The organism is Sphingobacterium sp. UT-1RO-CII-1, from assembly GCF_026711005.1.
Lineage (GTDB): Bacteria > Bacteroidota > Bacteroidia > Sphingobacteriales > Sphingobacteriaceae > Sphingobacterium.
In genome coordinates, this window is record NZ_JAPPVJ010000003.1 from 46,839 (window position 1) to 69,089 (window position 22,251).

The 22,251-nt window shown below is 35.4% G+C and carries 18 protein-coding genes; 8 read left to right on the forward strand and 10 right to left on the reverse strand.

All coding sequences use genetic code 11. The features are described 5' to 3' along the window. Positions 1–199 precede the first annotated feature (199 nt). From ORI89_RS07685 to ORI89_RS07695, 3 genes are read left to right on the forward strand one after another with little or no spacing between them, the layout of a single operon-like run. Positions 200–910, forward strand: a complete 711-nt coding sequence (locus ORI89_RS07685) for a hypothetical protein (protein WP_268229877.1) — start codon at positions 200–202, stop codon at positions 908–910. 3 nt (positions 911–913) lie between these two features. Next, positions 914–1,720: a 3-keto-disaccharide hydrolase gene (locus ORI89_RS07690; protein ID WP_268229878.1), complete on the forward strand. Its 807-nt coding sequence runs from the start codon at positions 914–916 to the stop codon at positions 1,718–1,720. A gap of 32 nt (positions 1,721–1,752) precedes the next feature. Next, entirely contained in the window at positions 1,753–2,202 is a 450-nt protein-coding gene (locus ORI89_RS07695) for an NUDIX hydrolase (protein WP_268229879.1), read from the forward strand. A gap of 265 nt (positions 2,203–2,467) precedes the next feature. Here the strand turns inward: ORI89_RS07695 and rlmH are convergent, their stop codons facing one another. After that, on the reverse strand, positions 2,468–2,941 hold the full coding sequence (gene rlmH / locus ORI89_RS07700; protein ID WP_268229880.1) for a 23S rRNA (pseudouridine(1915)-N(3))-methyltransferase RlmH: 474 nt from the start codon (positions 2,939–2,941) through the stop codon (positions 2,468–2,470). A 108-nt stretch (positions 2,942–3,049) separates the two neighbouring features. On the opposite strand from rlmH, the gene ORI89_RS07705 reads away from it, so the two are divergent. Both ORI89_RS07705 and ORI89_RS07710 read left to right on the forward strand, forming a co-directional pair. Then, on the forward strand, positions 3,050–3,928 hold the full coding sequence (locus ORI89_RS07705) for a DUF3078 domain-containing protein (RefSeq protein ID WP_268229881.1): 879 nt from the start codon (positions 3,050–3,052) through the stop codon (positions 3,926–3,928). 822 nt (positions 3,929–4,750) lie between these two features. Beyond that, positions 4,751–5,341, forward strand: a complete 591-nt coding sequence (locus tag ORI89_RS07710; RefSeq protein ID WP_268229882.1) for a riboflavin synthase — start codon at positions 4,751–4,753, stop codon at positions 5,339–5,341. Between the two features lie 27 nt (positions 5,342–5,368). On the opposite strand, the gene ORI89_RS07715 is transcribed toward ORI89_RS07710, so the two are convergent. Beyond that, on the reverse strand, positions 5,369–7,111 hold the full coding sequence (locus ORI89_RS07715) for a chloride channel protein (protein WP_268229883.1): 1,743 nt from the start codon (positions 7,109–7,111) through the stop codon (positions 5,369–5,371). A gap of 70 nt (positions 7,112–7,181) precedes the next feature. Continuing rightward, the gene (locus ORI89_RS07720; RefSeq protein ID WP_268229884.1) at positions 7,182–8,123 is read right to left on the reverse strand and encodes a hydrogen peroxide-inducible genes activator; all 942 of its coding nucleotides are present in this window, start codon (positions 8,121–8,123) and stop codon (positions 7,182–7,184) included. Between the two features lie 250 nt (positions 8,124–8,373). Between ORI89_RS07720 and ORI89_RS07725 the strand changes: the two genes are divergently transcribed. Beyond that, the gene (locus ORI89_RS07725; protein ID WP_268229885.1) at positions 8,374–10,548 is read left to right on the forward strand and encodes a S46 family peptidase; all 2,175 of its coding nucleotides are present in this window, start codon (positions 8,374–8,376) and stop codon (positions 10,546–10,548) included. A 98-nt stretch (positions 10,549–10,646) separates the two neighbouring features. Here ORI89_RS07725 and ORI89_RS07730 read toward each other — a convergent pair whose 3' ends face one another. Then, complete coding sequence (locus tag ORI89_RS07730; RefSeq protein WP_268229886.1) at positions 10,647–12,881, reverse strand: S9 family peptidase; 2,235 nt, start codon at positions 12,879–12,881, stop codon at positions 10,647–10,649. A gap of 282 nt (positions 12,882–13,163) precedes the next feature. On the opposite strand from ORI89_RS07730, the gene ORI89_RS07735 reads away from it, so the two are divergent. Then, the gene (locus ORI89_RS07735; RefSeq protein ID WP_268229887.1) at positions 13,164–13,667 is read left to right on the forward strand and encodes a hypothetical protein; all 504 of its coding nucleotides are present in this window, start codon (positions 13,164–13,166) and stop codon (positions 13,665–13,667) included. A 157-nt stretch (positions 13,668–13,824) separates the two neighbouring features. Here the strand turns inward: ORI89_RS07735 and ORI89_RS07740 are convergent, their stop codons facing one another. From ORI89_RS07740 to ORI89_RS07750, 3 genes are all read right to left on the reverse strand, one after another. Next, a complete protein-coding gene (locus ORI89_RS07740) occupies positions 13,825–14,490 on the reverse strand; it encodes a response regulator (protein ID WP_268229888.1) in 666 nt (221 codons plus the stop codon). 12 nt (positions 14,491–14,502) lie between these two features. Further along, entirely contained in the window at positions 14,503–16,191 is a 1,689-nt protein-coding gene (locus tag ORI89_RS07745; protein WP_268229889.1) for a tetratricopeptide repeat-containing sensor histidine kinase, read from the reverse strand. A gap of 94 nt (positions 16,192–16,285) precedes the next feature. Further along, positions 16,286–16,444, reverse strand: a complete 159-nt coding sequence (locus tag ORI89_RS07750; RefSeq protein ID WP_268229890.1) for a hypothetical protein — start codon at positions 16,442–16,444, stop codon at positions 16,286–16,288. Positions 16,445–16,864: 420 nt separating this feature from the next. Between ORI89_RS07750 and ORI89_RS07755 the strand changes: the two genes are divergently transcribed. After that, the gene (locus tag ORI89_RS07755; RefSeq protein ID WP_268229891.1) at positions 16,865–17,632 is read left to right on the forward strand and encodes a hypothetical protein; all 768 of its coding nucleotides are present in this window, start codon (positions 16,865–16,867) and stop codon (positions 17,630–17,632) included. 466 nt (positions 17,633–18,098) lie between these two features. Here ORI89_RS07755 and ORI89_RS07760 read toward each other — a convergent pair whose 3' ends face one another. The 3 genes from ORI89_RS07760 to ORI89_RS07770 are packed head-to-tail and all read right to left on the reverse strand — an operon-like array spanning position 18,099 to position 22,251. Beyond that, positions 18,099–19,067, reverse strand: a complete 969-nt coding sequence (locus ORI89_RS07760) for a Gfo/Idh/MocA family protein (RefSeq protein ID WP_268229892.1) — start codon at positions 19,065–19,067, stop codon at positions 18,099–18,101. Between the two features lie 2 nt (positions 19,068–19,069). Next, positions 19,070–20,575, reverse strand: coding sequence for a Gfo/Idh/MocA family protein (locus ORI89_RS07765; RefSeq protein WP_268229893.1), 1,506 nt, complete (start codon positions 20,573–20,575; stop codon positions 19,070–19,072). A 2-nt stretch (positions 20,576–20,577) separates the two neighbouring features. Further along, entirely contained in the window at positions 20,578–22,251 is a 1,674-nt protein-coding gene (locus ORI89_RS07770) for a RagB/SusD family nutrient uptake outer membrane protein (protein WP_268229894.1), read from the reverse strand.

Consider the following 22,251-nt stretch of genomic DNA (forward strand, 5'->3'; position numbering starts at 1 on the left):
TTTAATCCCAATTCCTAGAATTATTGTTGCCCCCCTACGTTATTCTCAAAAGAAATTTTTCTTTACAGCAATTATAGTTACTTTTAGAGTCTTTTAATACAGCAAACGATTCTTTATTTTTCTATTGCCTTGCATAAAATTAATTAGATTGTTACTGTTTTTAATGAATGACTTAATAAATAAGAGATAAAATAGTCTTATGAAGGCAAATGAGTTTTTAGGCGATTTAGAAAACACCGTTATTATCAACAAATTAATGGAAACCCCTTTCCATGAACGCACCGAAATTTGGCGTGACAATTTTTTAGCATCTATAGCCACATGCAATTTAAAATTAGCTAAAAATGAAGTTGTCATGAGTGATGACGGCTTTCCATATATACAGTTGCAAACTGTTCAAACTGAGGAAAAGTTTCGATCATACGCTATCATACACCAACTAGACACCCTTTTAAATCAAGGTTTCGGTATTGTTATCAACCCCCAAAATGACAAACCAGATTGGGTCTTTTCCTATGGCGACCTAGTAAACCTAAAATTAAACGGCGAGTTTTATACATACAAAAGTGTATTTTCAAACATCAATGAATATTCTAGTATAGGAAAAGATGAAGAAATATTAGTAGGACAACCATCGGAAACCATATTTCCCTCTTACTTACGTCATCAAATACGCGATTTTTTACACTACTCAGGTCTTCGAAATGCTAAGATCATGCTCATCGCCCGCAACTATACGGACGAGGAAAAAGCCAGTCAAGACCTGGTTTTTAATATTATGCCTACTCAATTTGCAACAGAACATGAGTTCAACACAATTATGAACACCCTACAATGGATGCTGCCAAAACATTATTCTTTTTTTGGCGTAGACGAATTAAGTATAGAAAATGGATTTCAACTTATATAAAAAATGAAAATTTTCAACCTTACCACCCTATTAATAGCATTCCTACTTATCTTCAATGCCTGCCAGCCGAAAGAAAATCAAGAAGAAGAATGGAAACCTTTATTTAATGGAACTGACATTAACGACTGGATAGTAAAAATAAACGGTCACGAAGTTGGCGATAACTACGCCTCAACTTTTCGGGTTAAGGATAGCATCATACAAGTTAATTACGACAGTTATGACAATTTTAACGAGCGGTTTGGACACTTATATTACCAAACCCCATACTCCTATTATCATCTCAAATTAGAATATAGATTTATAGGCGAATTACATCCTGGGGCACCATCCTATACACTACGTAACAGCGGTGTTATGTTTCACTCTCAAGATCCAAACAAAATGCTAATTAATCAAGATTGGCCAATATCAGTCGAGATGCAATTTCTTGGTGGCTTAAGTGATGGTAAGCCTCGCCCTACTGGTAATATGTGTTCACCAGGCACACATATCGTCTATCAAGGTCAACTTTTAGAAACACACTGTATTAACTCAACCTCCAAGACATACGACGGTGACCAGTGGGTTAAAGCAGAACTTATAGTATTGGGAGATTCGTTAATTACGCATATCATAGAAGGTGACACTGTTTTACAATACAACAAACCACAAATCGGAGGGAACGTTGTTAACAACTATGCAGTTGAAGAAAAAATAGATGGAAAACCTTTAAAAGAAGGTTATATCGCTCTTCAAAGTGAGGGACAACCTGTTGAGTTTAGAAATATATATCTAAAAGACTTATCAAAACACTACAAAAAAGACTAATTTTTATATTTTATATTTCATTATAACAATCAATGTATTTATTCAACATCCGTGTATACGGTATTTTAATAAACGAAAAAAAAGAAGTCTTAATCAGTGATGAAAAAACACTCAATGTCTCATTCACTAAATTTCCCGGCGGAGGCTTAGAATATGGAGAAGGACTTATAGACGCATTAAAAAGAGAGTTCATGGAAGAGTGTCAACTCGATATTCAAATCGAAAAACATATTTATACAACAGACTTCTACGAAAAATCAAGCTTCAATGAAAGTCAAATAATATCAATTTACTACCAAGTAAGCTCATCCGAACCATTAATTTTCGAAAGAAAATCCGAACCGTTTTCTTTTGCTGAAATAACACCAAATGAAAAAATTGAAGCCTTTAGATTTGTACATCTAGACGAATTACAAGAACAAGATCTAACATTCAAAACAGATAAAGTAGCGTGGGCAACTTTTAAAAAGAATTTAAAATGATTTTTGATGCGTTTAAAAACGCATCAAAAATTTTTTAACACATAAGTTAAAACTACTATAAAAACAATACAGCCTATAATAAGCCATTTATTCCTTCTTCCATCCGTATGAGATTCATAGCTTTTAAACTTATAATCTCGCTTAAACTTATTCATATCCATACGCTATATTTTTTAAAATAAGTAATTTTCACTTTTATAACCCAACCTTTTAATAAAAAGATGCATGCTAACATCAATTTACATAAATACATTTAATAAAAAAACTACTCATGATGATAAGGCTCTCCTCGCATGATTGTAAAAGCTCGATAAACCTGTTCAACTATAAACAATCGGATCATTTGATGTGAAAATGTCATCTTCGACAATGACAACAGACCGGCAGCCCGTTTATATACAGACTCAGCGAAACCATAAGGTCCACCTACCACAAACACCAACCTATTTGTAGATTGCAACATCTTTTGCTCTATAAATTCAGAAAAACCTACAGAAGAGTAAGCCGTTCCACGCTCATCAAGCAAGATCAAAGTATCCGTGTTTAGCACTTGCTTCAAAAGCAGCTCTCCTTCCTTTAACTTTTGCTGTTCCTGTGTTAAGTTTTTATTATTTTTTAAATCAGAAATAATTTTAATTTCAAAATTAATATAATGTTTTAAACGTTTGGCATAGTTATCGATAGCATCTACCATTAACTTATCATCTGTTTTACCTATGCACACTAAAATAATCTTCATATTTAATATTAAACAAAAAATTAGCTCTAAAAATATATTTACAAGATAAATATCTATATTTATAGAATTATTTTCACTCAAATTTACATTAATAAAATCACAAAGAAAATGAAGTTACTTAAAAATGTAATCTGCGCAGGCTTGCTACTTGCAAGCACCTCAATTTTCGCACAGGAAGAAAATGGGAAAACTTGGACAATTAAAGGTGAAAACACATTTCTCATCAACCAAAGCTCCTTCTCTAACTGGTCGGCAGGAGGTGTCAACTCCTTTGCGGGAAACCTGATACTAAATTACGATTTTAACTACAAAAAAGACAAATGGAGCTGGGATAATAAAGTTTTAGCTGCTTATGGTCAAACATTCCAAAAAGAAACCGATTGGAGAAAAAATGATGACAGAATCGTTTTAAACAGCTTATTGGGCTATCAAGCCAAAGAACACTGGCTCTACACCTTCTACACAAACTTTAATTCACAGTTTGCCAATGGTTATAATTATGCAGATGGAGGAAAAAAGAAAACCTCTGGTGCATTTGCTCCTGCATACTTAAGTTTTGGCCCCGGTATGGCGTATAAAAAATCAGACAATTTCCGGGTAAACATCTCCCCGGCAGCAGCACGTTTTGTTTTTGTATCTGATGAAGACTTACGTCAAGGCTTTGGTGTAGATTTAGACAAAAGCTCGCGTTTCGAATTCGGTGCATCTCTAGATGCTTATTACAAAGTAGATATTATGGAGAATATATCTTTTGAAAACATCTTAAAGTTATACTCAAACTACAAAGACAAACCCAAAAATGTAGACATAGATTATACCGCAAATATATTTATGAAAGTCAATAAATTTGTCAATGTAAATGCTGGAGTACAACTAATCTATGATGACGACACATTAATACCAACAATGAATAACGGTGTTGCCGGAAATAAAAAAGCACTACAAGTTAGACAAATACTAGGTGCAGGGGTTACTTATAAATTTTAAACGCCCTCATTCTAACTAAAAACTGGAAACTAGGCTGGGATAAACCCAGTCTAGTTTATTTTCTCTATATCTTACATTCCCGCCCCACCTTCCCTTTCTTCCACAACAATTTTTTGAAACACAAGAAAAACAACACGTTTTGTCTAGTCACAAAAATCAAACTAAAAAACAGTTTAAGTAAAGTTATTTACCCTATAAAACAATCAATAGAAAAAAACAAAAGACAAAACGAACGTACTTAAGCAAATTAAATAGAATGTAACAATATCATTGTTATATATAAGTTTAGCACAAAAAAAACAAGAATAAACGTATAAAATAAAAGCCTGGAATAATCGGGCGACCTTCCAGGCTTTAAAATATAACCTCTTTTAAGAGGTAATCAACCTAAACCTGAAACAAATGTAATGCATTTATTCCACATAAGGCAAGTATTTAACCACTTTTTAATTAAAAAAAACAAAAAAAAAGGACAACCACCTGATTATCAGAAAGAAAAATAAAATATTTTACAAACCCAGAAGATAAGATAATCCGTGTCTAACAGAGAAAACTAATAATAAACAAACATAGTGTATATTTAACACTATTCCAAAATTATTTATGATTTTCACTAACAAACAAAAATAAAAGACAAGAAAAGCTAACAACCAGCTAAAATAAGACGGTCTTTTATTCAGAATTTTTATTAATTAATAGAATTTATTTTTTTACAAAAATGCTAACGTCATCGTTAGAGTACTAAATACATAATAATTACCAAACACATAATCTCACCTTTCTTCGTTTTGGATTTTGACATATACTTTATACTTTTATAATATGTTTACAGGAATCATAGAAACTTTAGGAGAAATACAACATATAGAATCAGATGGAGGTAATATTCATTATTACATCAAATCATCTATATCAAAAGATTTAAAAATTGACCAGAGTGTGTCCCACGATGGTGTATGTCTCACTGTCGTTGGAATCAATGAAGATATACATCAAGTTACTGCCATACAGGAAACATTGATCAAATCAAATCTCGGGAATTTAAAAAAAGGGGATATTGTTAATTTAGAACGATGTACCCCAGCTAATGGGCGTTTTGACGGACATATTGTACAAGGCCATGTTGATCAAACCGCTACATGTGTTAACATAAAGGATCAAGAAGGTAGCTACGTATTTACTTTTGAATACACTCCTAAACACAACAATATTACAGTAGAAAAAGGCTCTATAACTGTAAATGGGATAAGCTTAACAGTTATTGATTCGGAGCCAAACAGATTTTCCGTTGCCATTATACCATATACACTAGAACACACAAACTTATCAAAAATCCGAATAAAAGATATCGTAAATATTGAATTCGATATCGTGGGGAAATATGTCGCAAAAATAATGTCTATGCGTGATTAAAATAGCCATTATTTATAACAATCTTTTTTACTCTAAATATTGTCCTTGTCGAATAAGCAATGCACGATATTTGTTAAAAACGCTAGATTTAGACACAAATCCCAAATATTTATTCTCATCATCAACAACAGGTAAGATCCAAACATCATCTCTATTCATCTTAGCCATTACAATCTCCATATTCTCGCCTTCATTAATAATATCATTGGGCTTCTGAGCTAACTGGTCAAATGTTTTATCAGCACCTTCCTCCTCCCCTAATAAAATAGAAAATAGACGCTCACTATGTATTATTCCTAACAGCTCTCCTTTAGAGTCTACAATAGGAAAAATATTACGTTTAGATTGTATAATATCTTTTTTTCTATCAACAGGAGTCTCATTTGGGCGTAAAACAATGAAATTTGTCTCCAAGACATACCGAAGCTTCATCATGCTTAAAACAGTACGATCTTTATCCTCATAAGACAATAAGTCACCACTTTCAGCTAACACTCTCGTATATATAGAATGTTTCAAAACCGTACGGTTAATTAAATATGAAATAGAGGTAACTAACATTAACGGAACAATTAATGTATAACCACCTGTTATTTCTGCAATTAAAAATAGTCCTGTCAATGGTGCGTGCATAATTCCCGCAAGCGCTCCTGCCATTCCTGCCATTACAAAGTTTGGAACATTAAGCTGAATAAAACCAACCTGATTCATTCCATATGCAAAAGCAAAACCAATAAGCCCCCCCATTACCAAACTTGGACCAAAAACCCCACCATTACCACCTCCGTTTAAAGTAAATAAAGCAGCCAAAGACTTGGCAAACAATGTCAAAACAGTATAACAAACAACAACTCCCGCCATATGCCTATAATCAGAAAAAAGACTATTCTTTACTATAGAGTCAAAGCGACCATCTAATATTTGTTGTATTGTTAAATATCCCTCACCATATAAGGCTGGAAATATAAAAATCATCAATCCTAATGCGCCGCCACTAAGCCAAACCCGATTATAAGGATTATTAATTTTACTGAACCACACCTTTACAACACGACTGACACTAGCAAAATAAATCGTATAGACTCCAACGACAACAGCCAATAACAGATAATAAAATAGAGCTTCCATTTCCCAGCCGGTCGTAGCAGTATGAAAAAGAGGTTCACTGTAAAATACTTTCGATACTATTGATGCTAAAGCTGCAGAAATCAGCAAAGGAATAAATGCCGGGATAGAAAATTCAGTTAGTAAAATTTCGACAGCAAAAACAACTCCACCTATCGGACTATTAAATGCACCTGCAATACCGGCCGCCGCACCGCACGCCAATAATAAAGTAATCTCTTTATATTGCAATCCAAAAAATCGACCGATATTTGAGCCTATTGCTGATCCACTATAAGCAATAGGAGCTTCTAAACCGCTTGACCCCCCAAAACCTACTGTCACAGCACTTGTTATTATCTGCGAATAAACATTATGTACTGGTATACGACTTGACTTTCGAGAGATAGCATAAATAATCGGTGTAATACCATGCTCAAATCTTTTTCCTTTTAAAAATTTACGAACATATAAAACACTTAATAAAATACCTATCAAAGGAAAAAAAAGATAGATTGAATATTTATATTGCCAATCAACATCATTTTGAATAGCAGATGCTATAAAATGTGTTAATAACTTCAAAAAAGCTGCCGCTATACCACCTATTACCCCGACAATTACCGCTAAAAAAACAATGAAATTTTTATTAGAAATTTTCTGCATACGCCAGCGATGCAATCGATCCAGTTTTTTGCGAAAAGAAAACATTCCTATTCTTATATATTATCTATTGTTACACTTCAAAACCCATAACCTCTTTCTTGCGCTTCGTCTTGAAACGCTCAGGAACAACATTTAGGATCTCTTCTTTAAACGCCGTGACAGCTTGCTTTTTAACGAAATTTTGTGTGGTTATAAGACTTATCTCTCTCACAGGCTCTGGTGACCGAAAATAACGCACATGATTCAATTGGTCTTCATCAAACCCTAACACACACATTTCTGGAAGAATCGTCACCCCCGTATTAACATCAACCATACGTCTTAAGGTTTCTAAGCTTCCTGTATAATATTCAAATCCTCCCTCTGCTGCCTGATTGTGTTTAAAATGACATAAATTTAACACCTGCCCACGCATACAGTGTCCTTCATTTAAAAGCCACAATTTCTCATTTGCTATATCTTCTACCGAAACCATTCTTTTTTGATACAGAGGTATTTTATCAGAAATATAAGCAACAAAAGTCTCATAATAAAGAACTTGATCACTAATACCTGTCTCTTGTAGCGGTGTAGATAATATACCACAATCTAAATGCCCCATCTTTAATTCCTTCAGAATACGCTCTGTTGTATATTCCCATATCTGAAGTCTAAGCTTTGGATATTTACGCATCATTTCTATCAAAAGGTTTGGCAACAAATAAGGTGCCACAGTGGGTATTACTCCTACTTTAAGCTCGCCGGACACCTCTCCTTTTTCTTCTAACAGCAATTCCCCAATTTTTCTACTTTCTGTAAGTATCGTCCGTGCCTGTCTTATTATCTTTTCCCCAATTTCTGTCGGCACTACAGGCTGCCTGCTTCTATCAAAAATCTTTGTCCCTATCGCTTCTTCTAACTTCTGAATCTGCATACTTAATGTAGGTTGTGTTACACAACAATGTTCCGCAGCAGCCACAAAACTACGATAAGTATCCACGGCTATCACATATTCTAATTGAACAAGAGTCATTTTATAAATTTTAACTATACAAAAGTACAAAAATTATCATTGAAACCATTTTAAATGGTCCACCAGTCATATGAAAGGAAATATCACCTACCCCACTCGATGGACTAAAGTCCAAAAAACACCTTAAACAATAATATGCAAAGAAAAGTCTGTCACACTCTATTTATACAAAAAAATAAACGGTTTTTCTTCGCTTTGCTTAGCAAAGCAAAATGTTTTACTAACTTTGAGTATAGTAAAAAGAATGATTATGATAAAACCAGCAATTAGAAAAGCTTTATTATGTAGTATTCTACTTGGCTTTAGTGTATTTAATTTTTCAGCAGCCATACCTGATGAAGGTATGTTTCCACTTAGTGAATTAAATAGAGCAGGGCTAAAAAAAGCAGGACTAAAAATATCTGAAAAGGATATATATAATCCGGGACACATCGGACTAGTGGATGCTTTGGTCCGAGTTGGAGGTTGCTCAGGATCATTTGTTTCCTCATCAGGCTTATTAATCACCAATCATCATTGCGCTTTTAGTGCTGTACAACTAGCTAGTTCTCCTGAATTCAACTATTTAAAAAATGGTTTTGTCGCCAACTCTACAGAACAGGAAATTGAAGCACAAGGGCTCACTATACGCATAACAGAATCCTATAAAGATGTATCCGAAGAGATACTAAAGGCGGTCACCTCTATTACAGACCCTATTGAGCGTATAAATATCATCAATCAAAAAAGAGTAGAAATAGCACGACAAGCTGAATTGGATAACCCCAATATAAAAGCCGAAGTCTCCGAGATGTTTATTGGTAAAAGCTATGTACTATTTCGCTATAAAACAATCGAAGACGTACGATTAGTGTACGTACCACGTCAGGATATTGGCGAGTTTGGAGGAGAAACAGATAATTGGGTGTGGCCACGTCACACGGGAGACTTCTCCTTTCTACGTGCCTACGTAGCGCCAGATGGTAGCTCCGCAAAATATGCAAAAGAAAACGTACCATACACACCTAAAAAACACCTAACTGTTAACCCTAAAGGTGTAGAAGAAAATGATTTTGTCTTTATCCTAGGCTATCCTGGTCGAACATTTAGACATCGCCCAGCTCAATATATGGATTACCAACAAAGGTTCCTTTTACCCTACACATCTGATTTATATGATTTCCAGAACCAACAGATGTCAATAGCCAGTAAAGACAATGTTGCAACTGAACTAGCATTAGCAACACGCATCAAACGAAATGCCAATGTTATGAAAAATTATAGAGGTAAATTAAAAGGACTTCATAACTTAAGCCTAGTAGAAGCTAAAGAAAATGAAGATAGAGCTCTTACTCAGTTTATAAACAGTAAAAGTCATCTTAAAGAAAAATATGGCACCCTAATGAATGACATAGATGAACATTATAAACAAGTTTTTGAAGTCGCTAATAAAGAACTGTGGTTTAACAATTTCTATAGTTCAGTATCTTTAATGCGTGTTGCACATACGATAAACAGTTTCAAAGACGCTCTTTTAAAGCAAAATGGTGAAAAAATACAACAAGAATTCTTCGCCATGAATGTCGAACAAGTCAAAAGGCAACTTGATGAAATATACGCTAGCTATAACCTTCAAGTCGACATAAATATCGGACAGCGTATGTATGAGGATGCCTTAAATTTTACGGGGGCCAATAAACTAAACTATTTCAATAATAAAATAGTAGCTACCCCACAAAATGCTGAAAACTTTGTAGCGACAGCCTACGAAAAATCAAAATTAAGTAATCAAAACACACTATATACACAAGTCTTAAAAGATTTTCAATCACTAAAATCATACAATGACGAAATTCTCATCGCACAGAAAGAAATTGATGAAGAAATGCAACTTTTCAATAAAGAGCAAAAGCGTAGAGAAGGTGTACTAAACAGATTAATGGGCGATTACGTAGCGGTAAAAGAACTATATCAAGATAAAAACTTTGTTCCTGACGCAAACTCCACTCTTCGTCTAACATTCGGAAACATCAAAGGATACAATCCTGTTGATGCTACTTACATGAAACCTTTTACCACAGTAAAAGGTATTCTTGAAAAAGGAAATTCTGACAACGAAGAGTTTTCTTACCCTGAAAGCATAAAAAATGCTTGGTTAGCTAAAAACTTCGGGGCATATGCGAAAAAAGACTTAAATGATGTCCCTGTTAATATCTTGTATAACATGGATACGACAGGAGGCAATTCAGGCTCTCCAATAATGAACGCACATGGTGAACTTATCGGAGTAAATTTCGACCGGTCCTACGATGCTACAATAAATGACTTTGCATGGAATGAAGATTATAGCCGTTCTATTGGTGTCGATATCCGATACGTATTATGGATTGCAGATAAGATTGATGACGCACAGTTTATTTTAAAAGAAATGGGCATAAAAAAATAAAACTAAAGCTGTTTTTAAGATAAAGGGATTGCATTAAATAGCAATCCCTTTTATATTCGTTACCCTACTATCTCACAGGTGAATAAACCAAAACCTACTTAATAAGTTCCCCATGCTGGCGGTTCTACCTTTAACAGATGCTTTACAAAGAAATCTCGTCTTTTTTTCTCTCCAAAATCTCCTCCGGATGAATGTCCCATCCCCGGCACCATAATCATCTCATGGTCCTTATTATTTTTTATCAATGCATCTACTAGTTGATAAGTCGAAGCAGGATCGACATTATCATCGAGTTCCCCCACAATCAGCAATAACTTTCCTTCCAAGTTGCCTGCATGCTCGACATTTGAACAGGCAGCATATTGAGGCCCTATTGGCCAGCCCATCCATTGCTCGTTCCACCATATCTTATCCATTCTATTGTCATGGCATCCACAAGAAGAAACCGCAACCTTATAAAATTCGGGGTGAAACAGAAGTGCTCCTGTCGACGACTGTCCACCTGCAGAAGTCCCATATATACCCACTCTACTCACATCCATATAATTATATATCTCTGCAGCTTTTTTTATCCAAGCTATACGATCCGGAAATCCCGCATCTTTCAAATTTTTCCAAGCTACATCGTGAAATGCTTTCGAGCGATTTGAAGTTCCCATTCCATCAATCTGCACAACTATAAACCCTAGTTCTGCAAGCTCATACATACCTGAAGGGTTCGCATAAAAACTTTTGGGCACAAACGAATCATGTGGTCCTGCATAAATGTATTCAACAACAGGATAAACCTTTCTTTCATCAAAATTACGAGGTCGAATAATGATTCCCCAAATATCTGTTTCCCCATCACGCCCCTTTGCTGAAAACACTTCAGGCGCTCGCCAACCTTCAGCAATTAACTCTTCAATATTTCCTTGCTCCAGTTCCATCCTTACCTGTCCAGTTAATCCATCTCTAAGAACAGCCCTAGGAGGCGCATTCACAGTAGAATATACGTCAACAAAATAACGATAGTCTTTACTAAAATAGCCCCGATGGTTAGCGGGTTCAGGAGTCAGTTCTTTTAATCCCTGACCATCAAACCCAATACGATAATAACGTATCAGGTAAGGGTCTTCGTCAGGCTTCATTCCACTTGCTGTAAATAAAATCATTTTAGCATCTTCATCCACATGCAATACACTTCTTACAGGCCAATCTCCTTTAGTAATCTGTTGCTTCACCTCTCCATTATCTTTATTTATTAAGTACAGATGATTCCAACCGTCACGTTCAGATGCCCAAACTATACTTTTATTATCGTTCAAATCTTTTCTAAAACGCTTACCGCTATAATGTATAAATGTTGAACTTTCTTCTTGAACAATAACTCTTGTCTGCCCGCTCTCAGCATGCAGCTCCATAATACTATAGACTTGGTGCCCACGTTTATTAAATTCGAAGGTAATAGCATCTGGGTTTGCATTCCAAGCTATCCTTGTTAATGCAAACTGATTATCAACGAGCTCTTTATTTACAGGATGTACGACACCAGCTTCAACATGGATTATAGCAGGATAATACTGTGGTAAAGCATCTCCAGGCTTAACATAATCACGGTGGATTAACCTGGGCTGTAGCTGATCTTTTGGTGAAGATTCTAAAAGTGTCAACTGCCTTACTTCTGCTTTACGAACTTTCATTACGGCCAGTTTCTTAGAGTCATTGGACCACTCCATAAAAGCAGCATAATACTCTCCTGGACTGCCATCAAAAGTAAGTTGCTTTTCAGAAGCTGCATTGTCCACTTCATTGACATAAATATTATTATTCTTTAAAAATGCACGATATTTATTATTGGGAGACAAAACAGCCTCACCTTTACTATCATCTGCACGGCTTCCCCAATAACGTCCACCTTTCTCGGCCTCTACATTTTTCACTTCGTATTCGCGAAGCGCTAAGTTTTCATTATTCCATCTATATACGCTCTCTTTATATGTAAGTTCAAATTCATTGAAATTCAAAACCTCCCATTTGGAATTTTGAAGATTGATCGAGACCTCTTCCTTCATGAAAGTTGACAACTGACTTTCTATAGCCCTCAAAGCGATTTTTACTTTTTGTTTTGTCACCACATTCACAACAAAAAAATCCACATCTCCATTACGCTTCCTTATCCCATAAAACAATATGCTTCCATCCTCCGACCATAGAATTTGCTCTGGCACTTCATAAACTTTTCCGCTCCATTGTTTAATTTCAGCAGCCCGTTTATAATCTTCAACTTTTCCTTGAGCATACATTAGGAATGAATAACAAAAAAGTAAAAAGATAAATGCTAATCTTTTCATACCTCTAATTTTTATAAACTATATCCGATTGTAAATTAATAAATTCTAAAATAAGCATATTATGTAGAATACAACCAAAAAGCCAATAAAATCACAGTACTATATATGTATAAAAAAGAATAGAAACACTCGAACTTCCTAATGAAATATTATAAACACACTAAATAACTTTTTACGTCACAAAATATTTACTATAAAAAACAAACTAAAAATTAACTATCACACCTTATTTTTAAACTATAGAATGTATACTTGCAGACATTTTAATACAAAAACTAGTTTATGAAAAAAATCACATTGTTTTTAATCGCATTGGGAATGACAAGTCTAACCCAAGCACAGGATAACACTGGTCTACAATTAGGTGCACATGTAGGTATCCCTGTTGGGGACGCTTCTAATGCGGTAACTTTTAACTTTGGTGCCGACGTCTCTTACTTGTTTAATGTGGCTCCAACCCTCCAAGCAGGTATAACTTCAGGATATAGTCATTATCTTGGAAAAAATCTGGATATAGGAGGCGGATTAGGTTCTTTAAAAGCACCGGACGCAGGTATTGTACCTATTGCTGCAACAGGTAAATATAGTTTCGACCCTCGATTTTTCTTTGCTGCAGATTTAGGTTATGCCGTATTTGTCAATAAAGATTCAGATGGTGGAGGTTTTTACTACCAGCCCAAAATAGGTTATACAGCCACAAAGTTTGATTTATATGCAGGCTATAAGGGTATTTCAAATGGAGGAACGCTTAGTACTATTAATTTAGGTATTAATTTTAAATTCTAACAAACAGAAAGGTCTTTCTTAAATGAGAGACCTTTCGATTTTAGGTACCAGATAATACTACACTACTTATCCATTATTTCATCAAATAAAACGCTCGGCAGAGTATTACGCGACAATACCTGGATGGAATTATATATCAAACGCTTGTAAAAACAGATTAAACCAATCCGATCTCTTTACAATAAGCTACTAACTGCTCATTTTTTGTAAAAGCCAGAACCTCCTTCATCAGATTCAGACGTTTTTCAATGCTGCTTAAACTGGATGGTTTTATATCATTTTGCTGCAAGTAAAATGGCATCTCCTTTTGAGATATTCCTTCACAAAGTAATTTCACAACATGCAAATCAAACACAGTAAACTCATGTGAATTTCTTTCCTGAACTGTATTTCTGATATCAGGCGATTTATATATCTTATTATTATAAGCTGCCCGTAAAGCCTCTTTAAGATATTGACCATCGCGTCGAGCCTTGCGCACATACCCATTAAGCATATTGTTCTGGAACAAATCGTCGATCTCTTTAGAACCACCACGCGCAGACAAAATAACCACCTTAATTTGTGGTTGTATTGTTTTTACTGCCTTCACAAGTTCTAGACCATTTTTTATGGTTTGCACTGTATCGTCATCCTCAAATTCAATATCCGTAATCAACAGATCATAAGGATCTTCATCCCGCATAGAGTTTTTAACCCATTTAAAGGCATCATCACAGTAATAAACATATTCCGCAGTCTGCACACCCAGTTCTTGTAATGTCTTCTGTACAGAGATATTCGCTATCTCATGATCTTCGGCAATGAGTACTTTTTTAAACATAAAAATATTATTTTATAAAAGTGGAACATGCACTTCTATCTTCAATCCTTTCCTATCTAACTCCTCCACAAAAATAATTCTACCACCAATGTTTTCGATACGGGAAACCGTATTCATAAGACCGTTTCCATGTGCCACCTTATCTGTCATTCCCACACCATTATCGCTATAATACACCTTCAAATAGTTTTGATCTTCCTCAAAACGCACAACAACATGAGTAGCCCTACTGTGTTTTACCATATTCACCATCAACTCTTGCAATACCTTTAAAAGCTCTTCCTTTGAGGCAATAGCAACCCTATCCCATAGGTTTTTCTCATTACCCGCAATAAGTACAAGTCGATAGTCATTCGCAAAAGACCTTAGTAAAGAAGCTATTTGCTCGTTATAAGGTAATTCAACTTTAGACACAAAATCTTCATACGAGATATCTCTAGACTTATTGTACATATCTTCCAATTGATCTAAAATTTGATTTCGCTCAAAAATAGTATCGGGTCTATGTTCAATTTCAATCATCAAACGATAAATGCCGTTGGCAACCACATCATGAACCTTTTGAGATATTTTCAGTTGGTTAGCTTTAATCTGATTTTGTGCCTGAAGTTCAAAACGTTGCTTACGACGCCTATAGAAAATAAACACAAAAACAATAAGCATAACCCCAACAATAGCTATACCTGCAGTCCAAAACTTTTGTAATGTAAGCCTGTAGGTCTTTTCTGCATTCTCACTCTTGAGCTGAATATTATGACTTTTGTTCTTTTCAACCTCATAACGAATGACAGCAAATTGATTCTTGGCAGCGGCTCTCACATTTTGCAAGCTATCTGATAATGTCTTATATAATCCAAAGTAATATTTACTTTCAATTGCCGGACTTAGTTCCACGAGCTTATTTAAAGCATAAACTTGATCATCATCGCTTTTTAACTTTTTCGAAGTTTCATACATTTTATCCGCATACCACAAGGCTGAATCGGGCTTGTTCTCAGAATAATAGTCCATTAAATGCCCATAGCTAGCATTCATCCCCCATAAATCATTCATATCTTTTCGAATTTCAAGAGCTTGCAAAAGCTCATTACTAGCTACATAAGTAGAATCTTTCAACCATTTTGCCCTCGCTAAGTTTGAAACAACACGAGCATATTCTAAATCATTGTCTTTAACTTGTTCATAAATGTCCTCGTATATATCAATAGCTTTATCGTATTCTTTTCGGTTTTGATAAACAATTGCTGTATTATTCTGGTAAATGTTTTTATACAAAGAATCTGTAGAAAATTGCAGTGCAAGCTTAAAGAACTTTAAAGCATTCTCATAATCATTGAGATTTAGCGTAGCAACCCCCAAATTATTATAATTACTGCTTAAATAGCTGTAATGTCCTTGTTCATTTTCATTCAAATAATCTATAGCTTCTAAAGCAGTCTCCTGCGCTCCAAAAAGATCACCAGCATCTTTTTGTATAATAGCCATATTGATCAAACAGTTGGCAATATTCAAACTATCATTATTTTCAAAAAACAAATCTTTAGCCTTACTAAAAGAATAAAAAGCACTATCATTTACTTTCCGACTAAAAAAATCGTAAGCCTCATGATAATGTGAATTACCTAAGTTAATAGCTTTTTTCTCTTCTTGTTCCCTACATGCAATAAAAAGAAAAAGTAAAAAAAGTAAATTTAATCGCACCAATTTTTTTTCTAAACATAATAATTTTCGTTTAGTCAATCAATACGAAAATGCAAAGAAAAGTAGCTTTTACTACTTTTCCTTGCTGTACTAGTTACTTTTTAGGAGGAATAGGAGGGATCGGCGGAGGTGGCGGAGGAGTACTCGTTTCACCACCTATAGCACCTCTACTCTGAACCACTGGAGGATTTTTATCATTTTGTGTAGCCTTATCAGCACTACCAAACAAAAGGGCTAAAATTAAATACCACATACTTAAAAAAATTAAAAGTCAAAAACCAAATAGCTCAGCATGCTCCGTGCACACTATGCCAGCATTGTTTTTCAGAAGGCCTTCTGATTTTTTGGGAAGTATTGAACCCCTGTTATTGTATTTAATTATTGCTTCCCATACCAAAAATCAAATACAACAACTCAGCTCTTTTGTGAAATAACCGTATAACTAATCGATCATCTGCTTATAGTTATAGCGGAAATGTCAAGACAAACATAAATCGCATTCAAAACAAAAAAGTACATGTTTCCAATTTTTCCATTTTTTCCAACAAAAAACATTTTAATTCAAAATATATAGAATGTTTATTCTCATTATTTAAAATAAAATTCCGAATAACATATTTTAAATTACGGTTTCCCGTAAAACCACCGCATAGAAGTAATTTATTTTTGTTTAATGTTTGACAATTTTCAAGAAGCAGTAAGACAAGCCTATATTTTTTTAAAATCAAATAATAAGCTTCATTTTGACAGTGAAATTCCTTCAACAGGTATCTTAAAAAAATGGTGTATATCAATATATAAAAAAGGATTATCACGAGAGGATGAACAGGTATTTGATCTTTTTTTTGATCGATTAGACAAAAATGAATGTCTTGAACGACTTATAAAAAAAACAGACCCTGATAAATTCCGGCCTTTACGAAATTTTATTTCAGGCGCCACAAAATCTAACCCAGACGAAAAGCTAGTAAAGCTTCTGTCTGTACTTATTGATTTCAAGCCTAGACCCTATCACCCCTCCCAATGGAAAAACACAGAGAAGCCTATGTATATCTCTACTTCTCCACCAGTAGTTACAAATAATAAGTTTTCAGCTACAAAAACTGAACTACCTAAAAGAAATAAGTTCAATTGGCTTAGTGTTTTTAGATTTATAACCATTAATCTATTAATCGGTTTAGCTTTTTATCCCAAAATAAAAAACTGCAGTTGTTTTATAGAACAATACTACATCGCTATAGAATGCAATGAAAACACAAAATCTTCTTTAGTAATAGATCCCGAGAAATCCCAAATAACAACTCTTTATCCATCAACAACAGACTCCACAACCAAGCACGAAAAGAAAAAAAAATGGTATTGGAAAGCAAATACGGAAGAAAATAAAACACCAAACTTCAAACCTCTCTATTTCACATTATCTATCAAAATAGAAATATAGAACCATTTGATAAACTAAAACGTTATGACATCCAAACTTACAGTTCACCGGAATACTACCCTTGATAAAATAACCAAGTTCTTTTTGTCCTCCGATAAAAAGAACGTAGTCTGCCCATACAAAGAAAAAAGTTAATATTGCCAATATATACACTTAAAAAAAGACAATTTACAAGGCTTAGTTGTAGCTTAAGTAGAAACCTTATTTCGGATGTGTCTTTTCAAAATACAATCAAACGAGCTGTAAAAAACAAAACTATTATAATGTGTTTCTTTGACATAAATACTAGAGAAGATTATTAAAATAATATAACATGGAAGTCCTAATTCATCCGCGCTAACAAATGCCATAAAAAAGTCGAAAGTTTTCACTTTCGACTAAAATAAACGATTAATATACCATTGTTATACTTAGAGCGTACTAACTATAACAACATATTCTGAAGCAATTAAAATTAAATCAGCTTTTATAAATATTCATAACGTCCTGAAAAACGACTTCGTTGGGCAGCTTCCATAAATTTAAAAATCTCTAGAGTTTCCTCAGGCTGAACGGGCACCACTCCGGTATCGAAAAAGTCAAGAATCTCCTTAACTAAAGGGCCATAACCATCAAAAGGCCCAATAGGTACTATACCCGTTTCGCCAAAGACAGTGCCCGCAATATTATTGGCACCTGTCCGAATACCACGCACAGAGCCAATACGACCATCTTTCCAATACCCCGTAACAAGCTCTTGCCCTTCAGAAAACGTTCTTATTACTTTCTCACAACCGGTTCCCATCACCGTATAAAGCATTTCTACTCCATGAATCATGTACCAGGCCAAGTCAATATGATGAGGTTCAAGCTCAGCATAAGTATAGACGTCTGCTCCCAAAACTTTCCCAACAGATCCTTCCTTTACTTGTAAAACATGAGCATCATAACGCAAAGAAGAACTGGAAAACAAAGGTACTTTATTATCCGCTGCCAATTTAAAAATAGCCTCTACATTTTTCAGATCCTGCCCCATAGGTTTATCAATAAACAAAGGCTTTTTCGCTTTAATGACCTCCTTGGCCTGCTCTAAATGCACACGACCATCATTAGACTCCAATAGCACATAATCAACCTCTTTTAGCAGAACAGTTATACTATCTACAATCCTAACTCCCATACCTTCCATTGCTTTGATGATATTAGGCTTCATCTGTAGTGCGGATGGAATATCTTTACTACCATGAGGATAAGCTGCGACTACACGATAACCACGGTCAGACAACTTGCCTTCATTAATATCCTTAGTAAACATCTCGCTATGCGAGGTATCCAAACCAATAACACCTATTTTCTTGACCTTACCTTTGATGCCCTGAGCTGTAATTTCATTGTGTAAGAGCAACCCTCCCCCAACAAGAGAGAGTTGCGTAATAAATTTTCTTCTACTATTCATTTTTACTTTCTTTTAGGCATAGCAGGTAGTGTAAAACCATTATGATAAGTATGATTAATCCATTCCTTGGCCACACCCTGTGCGTTTACCTTCTGAAACTGCCTATTAAATCGAGGATCACCATCCACTACTTCAAACTCATCAACAGATACAATCTGGATTTCATCATTTGCTGTAATATTTGTAAATTCCATCTTTTCTCCATCCCACAGTAAATCTCTATGCAACGCCTGCAAACGCACGGCTAAAACCCCCATCACAACCATTTCATTAAACGGACCGGAAAAACTAAAATTAGAGCTAGCTTCTGTACGATTTGTTTTCGACTCCTTTGCCGCACGTATCCAATCCTGTTCATGGGCATTAGTGTTCCAAATGTCACCATTACCACCAGGTACACGAGGTATCCATGGTTTAGGCTTCTCAAAATGATTCATATTTTCAACCGGCAATAAAGTCGGATTCATTCCATAACATCCCGTCATGATCTTGCCTTTTTTACCAACAAAAATGATCCCACCGTTCTCGTCACCCATCATCATACCTGGAGCTAGCTCTGCCGGACGGTCAGGAAGCAAACCACCATCATACCAATGAACAGTAACTTCTGGCATATTAACATTTCTGACTTTTGGACGGGCCGGAAATGTATATTTTACCACCTCTGCATGTGGCGGCGAGTAGAGATTGCTCAAAGTAGAACTACCGTTGACCTTAGTCGGATATTTTAAATTTAAAGCCCAATACACAGGATCCATAATATGGCAAGCCATATCGCCTAAAGCACCTGTACCAAAATCCCACCAACCACGCCAGTTCCAAGGCGTATAAACTGGATTATAATCACGTCTTTCGGCAGGACCTAAAAACAGATCCCAGTCTAAGGTATCAGGAATAGGAACACCTTGCTTTGGTTTCATTAAACCTTGCGGCCAAATAGGTCGGTCGGTCCAACAATGTACTTCATATACCTCCCCGATAGCATCCGATTGTATCCATTCTGCAATCTCTCGACACCAGTCAAAAGAATTTCCTTGATTACCCATCTGTGTAGCAACACCATAATCTTTAGCAAGCTCTGTCAATAAACGCGATTCATAAACAGAATGTGACAATGGCTTCTGGGTATAACAGTGCTTTCCTAAAGTAATAGCATGAGCCGTAACACCTGCATGCGTATGATCAGGCGTTGCAACCATAACCGCATCAATACTATCTTTCATCTCATCAAACATAACGCGCCAATCTTTAAACTTCTCAGCCCGAGGATAATCATTAAATGTTTTTTGAGCATAACGCCAATCAACGTCACAAAGCGCTACAATATTTTCAGTATTCATATTAGCCAAATTTCTTCTACCCATCCCACCTACACCAATACCGGCAATATTTAATTTGTCACTTGGCGCAACATGGCCAAACTTCTTGCCTAAAACTGTATTCGACACAATCGAAAAACCAGTAATCAGAGCCGTGTTTTTTATAAAATCTCTTCTTGAATTCTTCATTTCTATAAATAATTATCATGTTGTATTAATATGCCATTAGAGCGGTCGATCTCCACCTGAGGGATAGGAAAGGGCCAGCTTTTATCACTAACGTCACGACCTTTATCAGCAAAACCGTAAGTTGAATAGAAAGCTTTCATTGTACTGACGTATATTCCCCAACGTACTAAATCATACAACCTAAAACCTTCTAACGCCAACTCATATCGACGTTCCTTTTTTATAGCTAATAAAACGTCATCAACAGCTTTTACTGCATATTTATTAATAAACTCGTTTTCACTAACCTCGGATAGATCACTCGCAAACTTCCGAAAAACAGCAGGTTCATCTTTCTTTTTAGTAGTCACAAAAGCGCGCCTACGTACTTGGTTAAGTCGATCTAAAGCTATACTAATATTTCCTCCTGTTTTAACAGTGGCTTCGGCATTAATTAATAAAACCTCAGCGTATCTTATCCAGTAAGGTTGCCAATTACTCCGCTGCAAATCATTATTCTGACGATATTGTTGAGGTACAAAAGCTTTCCGACTATGTTGCAAATTAAAATCATTAAAATAACCTTTATAATTATGCACCTCATTAGTACCATTAGACGCAAGAAAGATATCCTCATGACTGATTATTGTCAACATTTTGCGAGGATCAGCCTTATCAAAACTAGCAGCTAAATCACGGGTTGGGGTATTGCCCCCCCATCCACCAACATTATTACGTCCAACATTCATAATTGCAAAAGCGTCCCCTCCCATTCCAAATGCAGGGTCATAATTACGAAGAACACCAAAAATAGACTCTTTAGAAAAAGGCCCCACTTTATAATCACCTCGAAACAAGTCATTAAAATCAGGCAAAAGACTCAAGTTACTATTCATAATAATATCCTCTGTTGCTACTCTTGCTAATTCATAATCAACTTTTGAATCGCCTTTCATCTGCATCTGCTCCATTAATCCTGCAAAAAATAAGGCAGCACGAGCTTTTATAGTCAAAGCAGCATCTTTAGACGCTCGCCCAGCCTCAGACGCAGTCGACATGCTTGACAACCTAGGCAAATGTGGCGAAGAGATAGCAGCATCCAAATCAGCATAAATCTGTATTCGTAGCTCTTCAATTGTAGCTTTCGCTTTACGGACAGAAGGATCTTCAACATTCGTAATTAAAGGCACTTCCTTAAATACAGTCACTAAATCCAAATAATACCAAGCACGTAAAAACTTAACCTCAGCAATATAGCGCGCTAAAGTTTCGGATGATACCTTAACACCATTCTCTACTAAATTAGCACCTTCTTTCTCATACCCCGCTAAAGCCTGATTACATTTACCTATACCCCTATAACGATTAGACCAAGTTTCATTAATAAGTGCATTGGAACTAAGCGGACGTCCCCTCCCAACTTCAGTAGTTTGCGGTCTATCACCAGGATCGGAGCCTCCTGCATCTGCATTATCTACACTTTCGTCCATAATAGCGACCTTATTTACAGTATAACCCCAGCCGTCAGCCATCGGTTGATAACAAGATGTTAGCATCTTTAAACCTGCACCATCCGTTTTAAAAAACTCTTCCTCATTTAATATCCCATAGGGATCTCTATTTAGATAATCCTCTTTACAGGAGAGTACCCCTAATACCACACCTGCAAAAACGATAATTAATTTACTGAACCTCAT

Coding starts and splice junctions, on each gene's coding strand:
- ORI89_RS07685 (WP_268229877.1), top strand. CDS start 200: ATGAAGGCAAATGAGTTTTTAGGCGATTTAGAAAACACCGTTATTATC.
- ORI89_RS07690 (WP_268229878.1), top strand. CDS start 914: ATGAAAATTTTCAACCTTACCACCCTATTAATAGCATTCCTACTTATC.
- ORI89_RS07695 (WP_268229879.1), top strand. CDS start 1,753: ATGTATTTATTCAACATCCGTGTATACGGTATTTTAATAAACGAAAAA.
- rlmH (WP_268229880.1), bottom strand. CDS start 2,941: ATGAAGATTATTTTAGTGTGCATAGGTAAAACAGATGATAAGTTAATG.
- ORI89_RS07705 (WP_268229881.1), top strand. CDS start 3,050: ATGAAGTTACTTAAAAATGTAATCTGCGCAGGCTTGCTACTTGCAAGC.
- ORI89_RS07710 (WP_268229882.1), top strand. CDS start 4,751: ATGTTTACAGGAATCATAGAAACTTTAGGAGAAATACAACATATAGAA.
- ORI89_RS07715 (WP_268229883.1), bottom strand. CDS start 7,111: ATGCAGAAAATTTCTAATAAAAATTTCATTGTTTTTTTAGCGGTAATT.
- ORI89_RS07720 (WP_268229884.1), bottom strand. CDS start 8,123: ATGACTCTTGTTCAATTAGAATATGTGATAGCCGTGGATACTTATCGT.
- ORI89_RS07725 (WP_268229885.1), top strand. CDS start 8,374: ATGATAAAACCAGCAATTAGAAAAGCTTTATTATGTAGTATTCTACTT.
- ORI89_RS07730 (WP_268229886.1), bottom strand. CDS start 12,881: ATGAAAAGATTAGCATTTATCTTTTTACTTTTTTGTTATTCATTCCTA.
- ORI89_RS07735 (WP_268229887.1), top strand. CDS start 13,164: ATGAAAAAAATCACATTGTTTTTAATCGCATTGGGAATGACAAGTCTA.
- ORI89_RS07740 (WP_268229888.1), bottom strand. CDS start 14,490: ATGTTTAAAAAAGTACTCATTGCCGAAGATCATGAGATAGCGAATATC.
- ORI89_RS07750 (WP_268229890.1), bottom strand. CDS start 16,444: ATGTGGTATTTAATTTTAGCCCTTTTGTTTGGTAGTGCTGATAAGGCT.
- ORI89_RS07755 (WP_268229891.1), top strand. CDS start 16,865: ATGTTTGACAATTTTCAAGAAGCAGTAAGACAAGCCTATATTTTTTTA.
- ORI89_RS07760 (WP_268229892.1), bottom strand. CDS start 19,067: ATGAATAGTAGAAGAAAATTTATTACGCAACTCTCTCTTGTTGGGGGA.
- ORI89_RS07765 (WP_268229893.1), bottom strand. CDS start 20,575: ATGAAGAATTCAAGAAGAGATTTTATAAAAAACACGGCTCTGATTACT.
- ORI89_RS07770 (WP_268229894.1), bottom strand. CDS start 22,251: ATGAGGTTCAGTAAATTAATTATCGTTTTTGCAGGTGTGGTATTAGGG.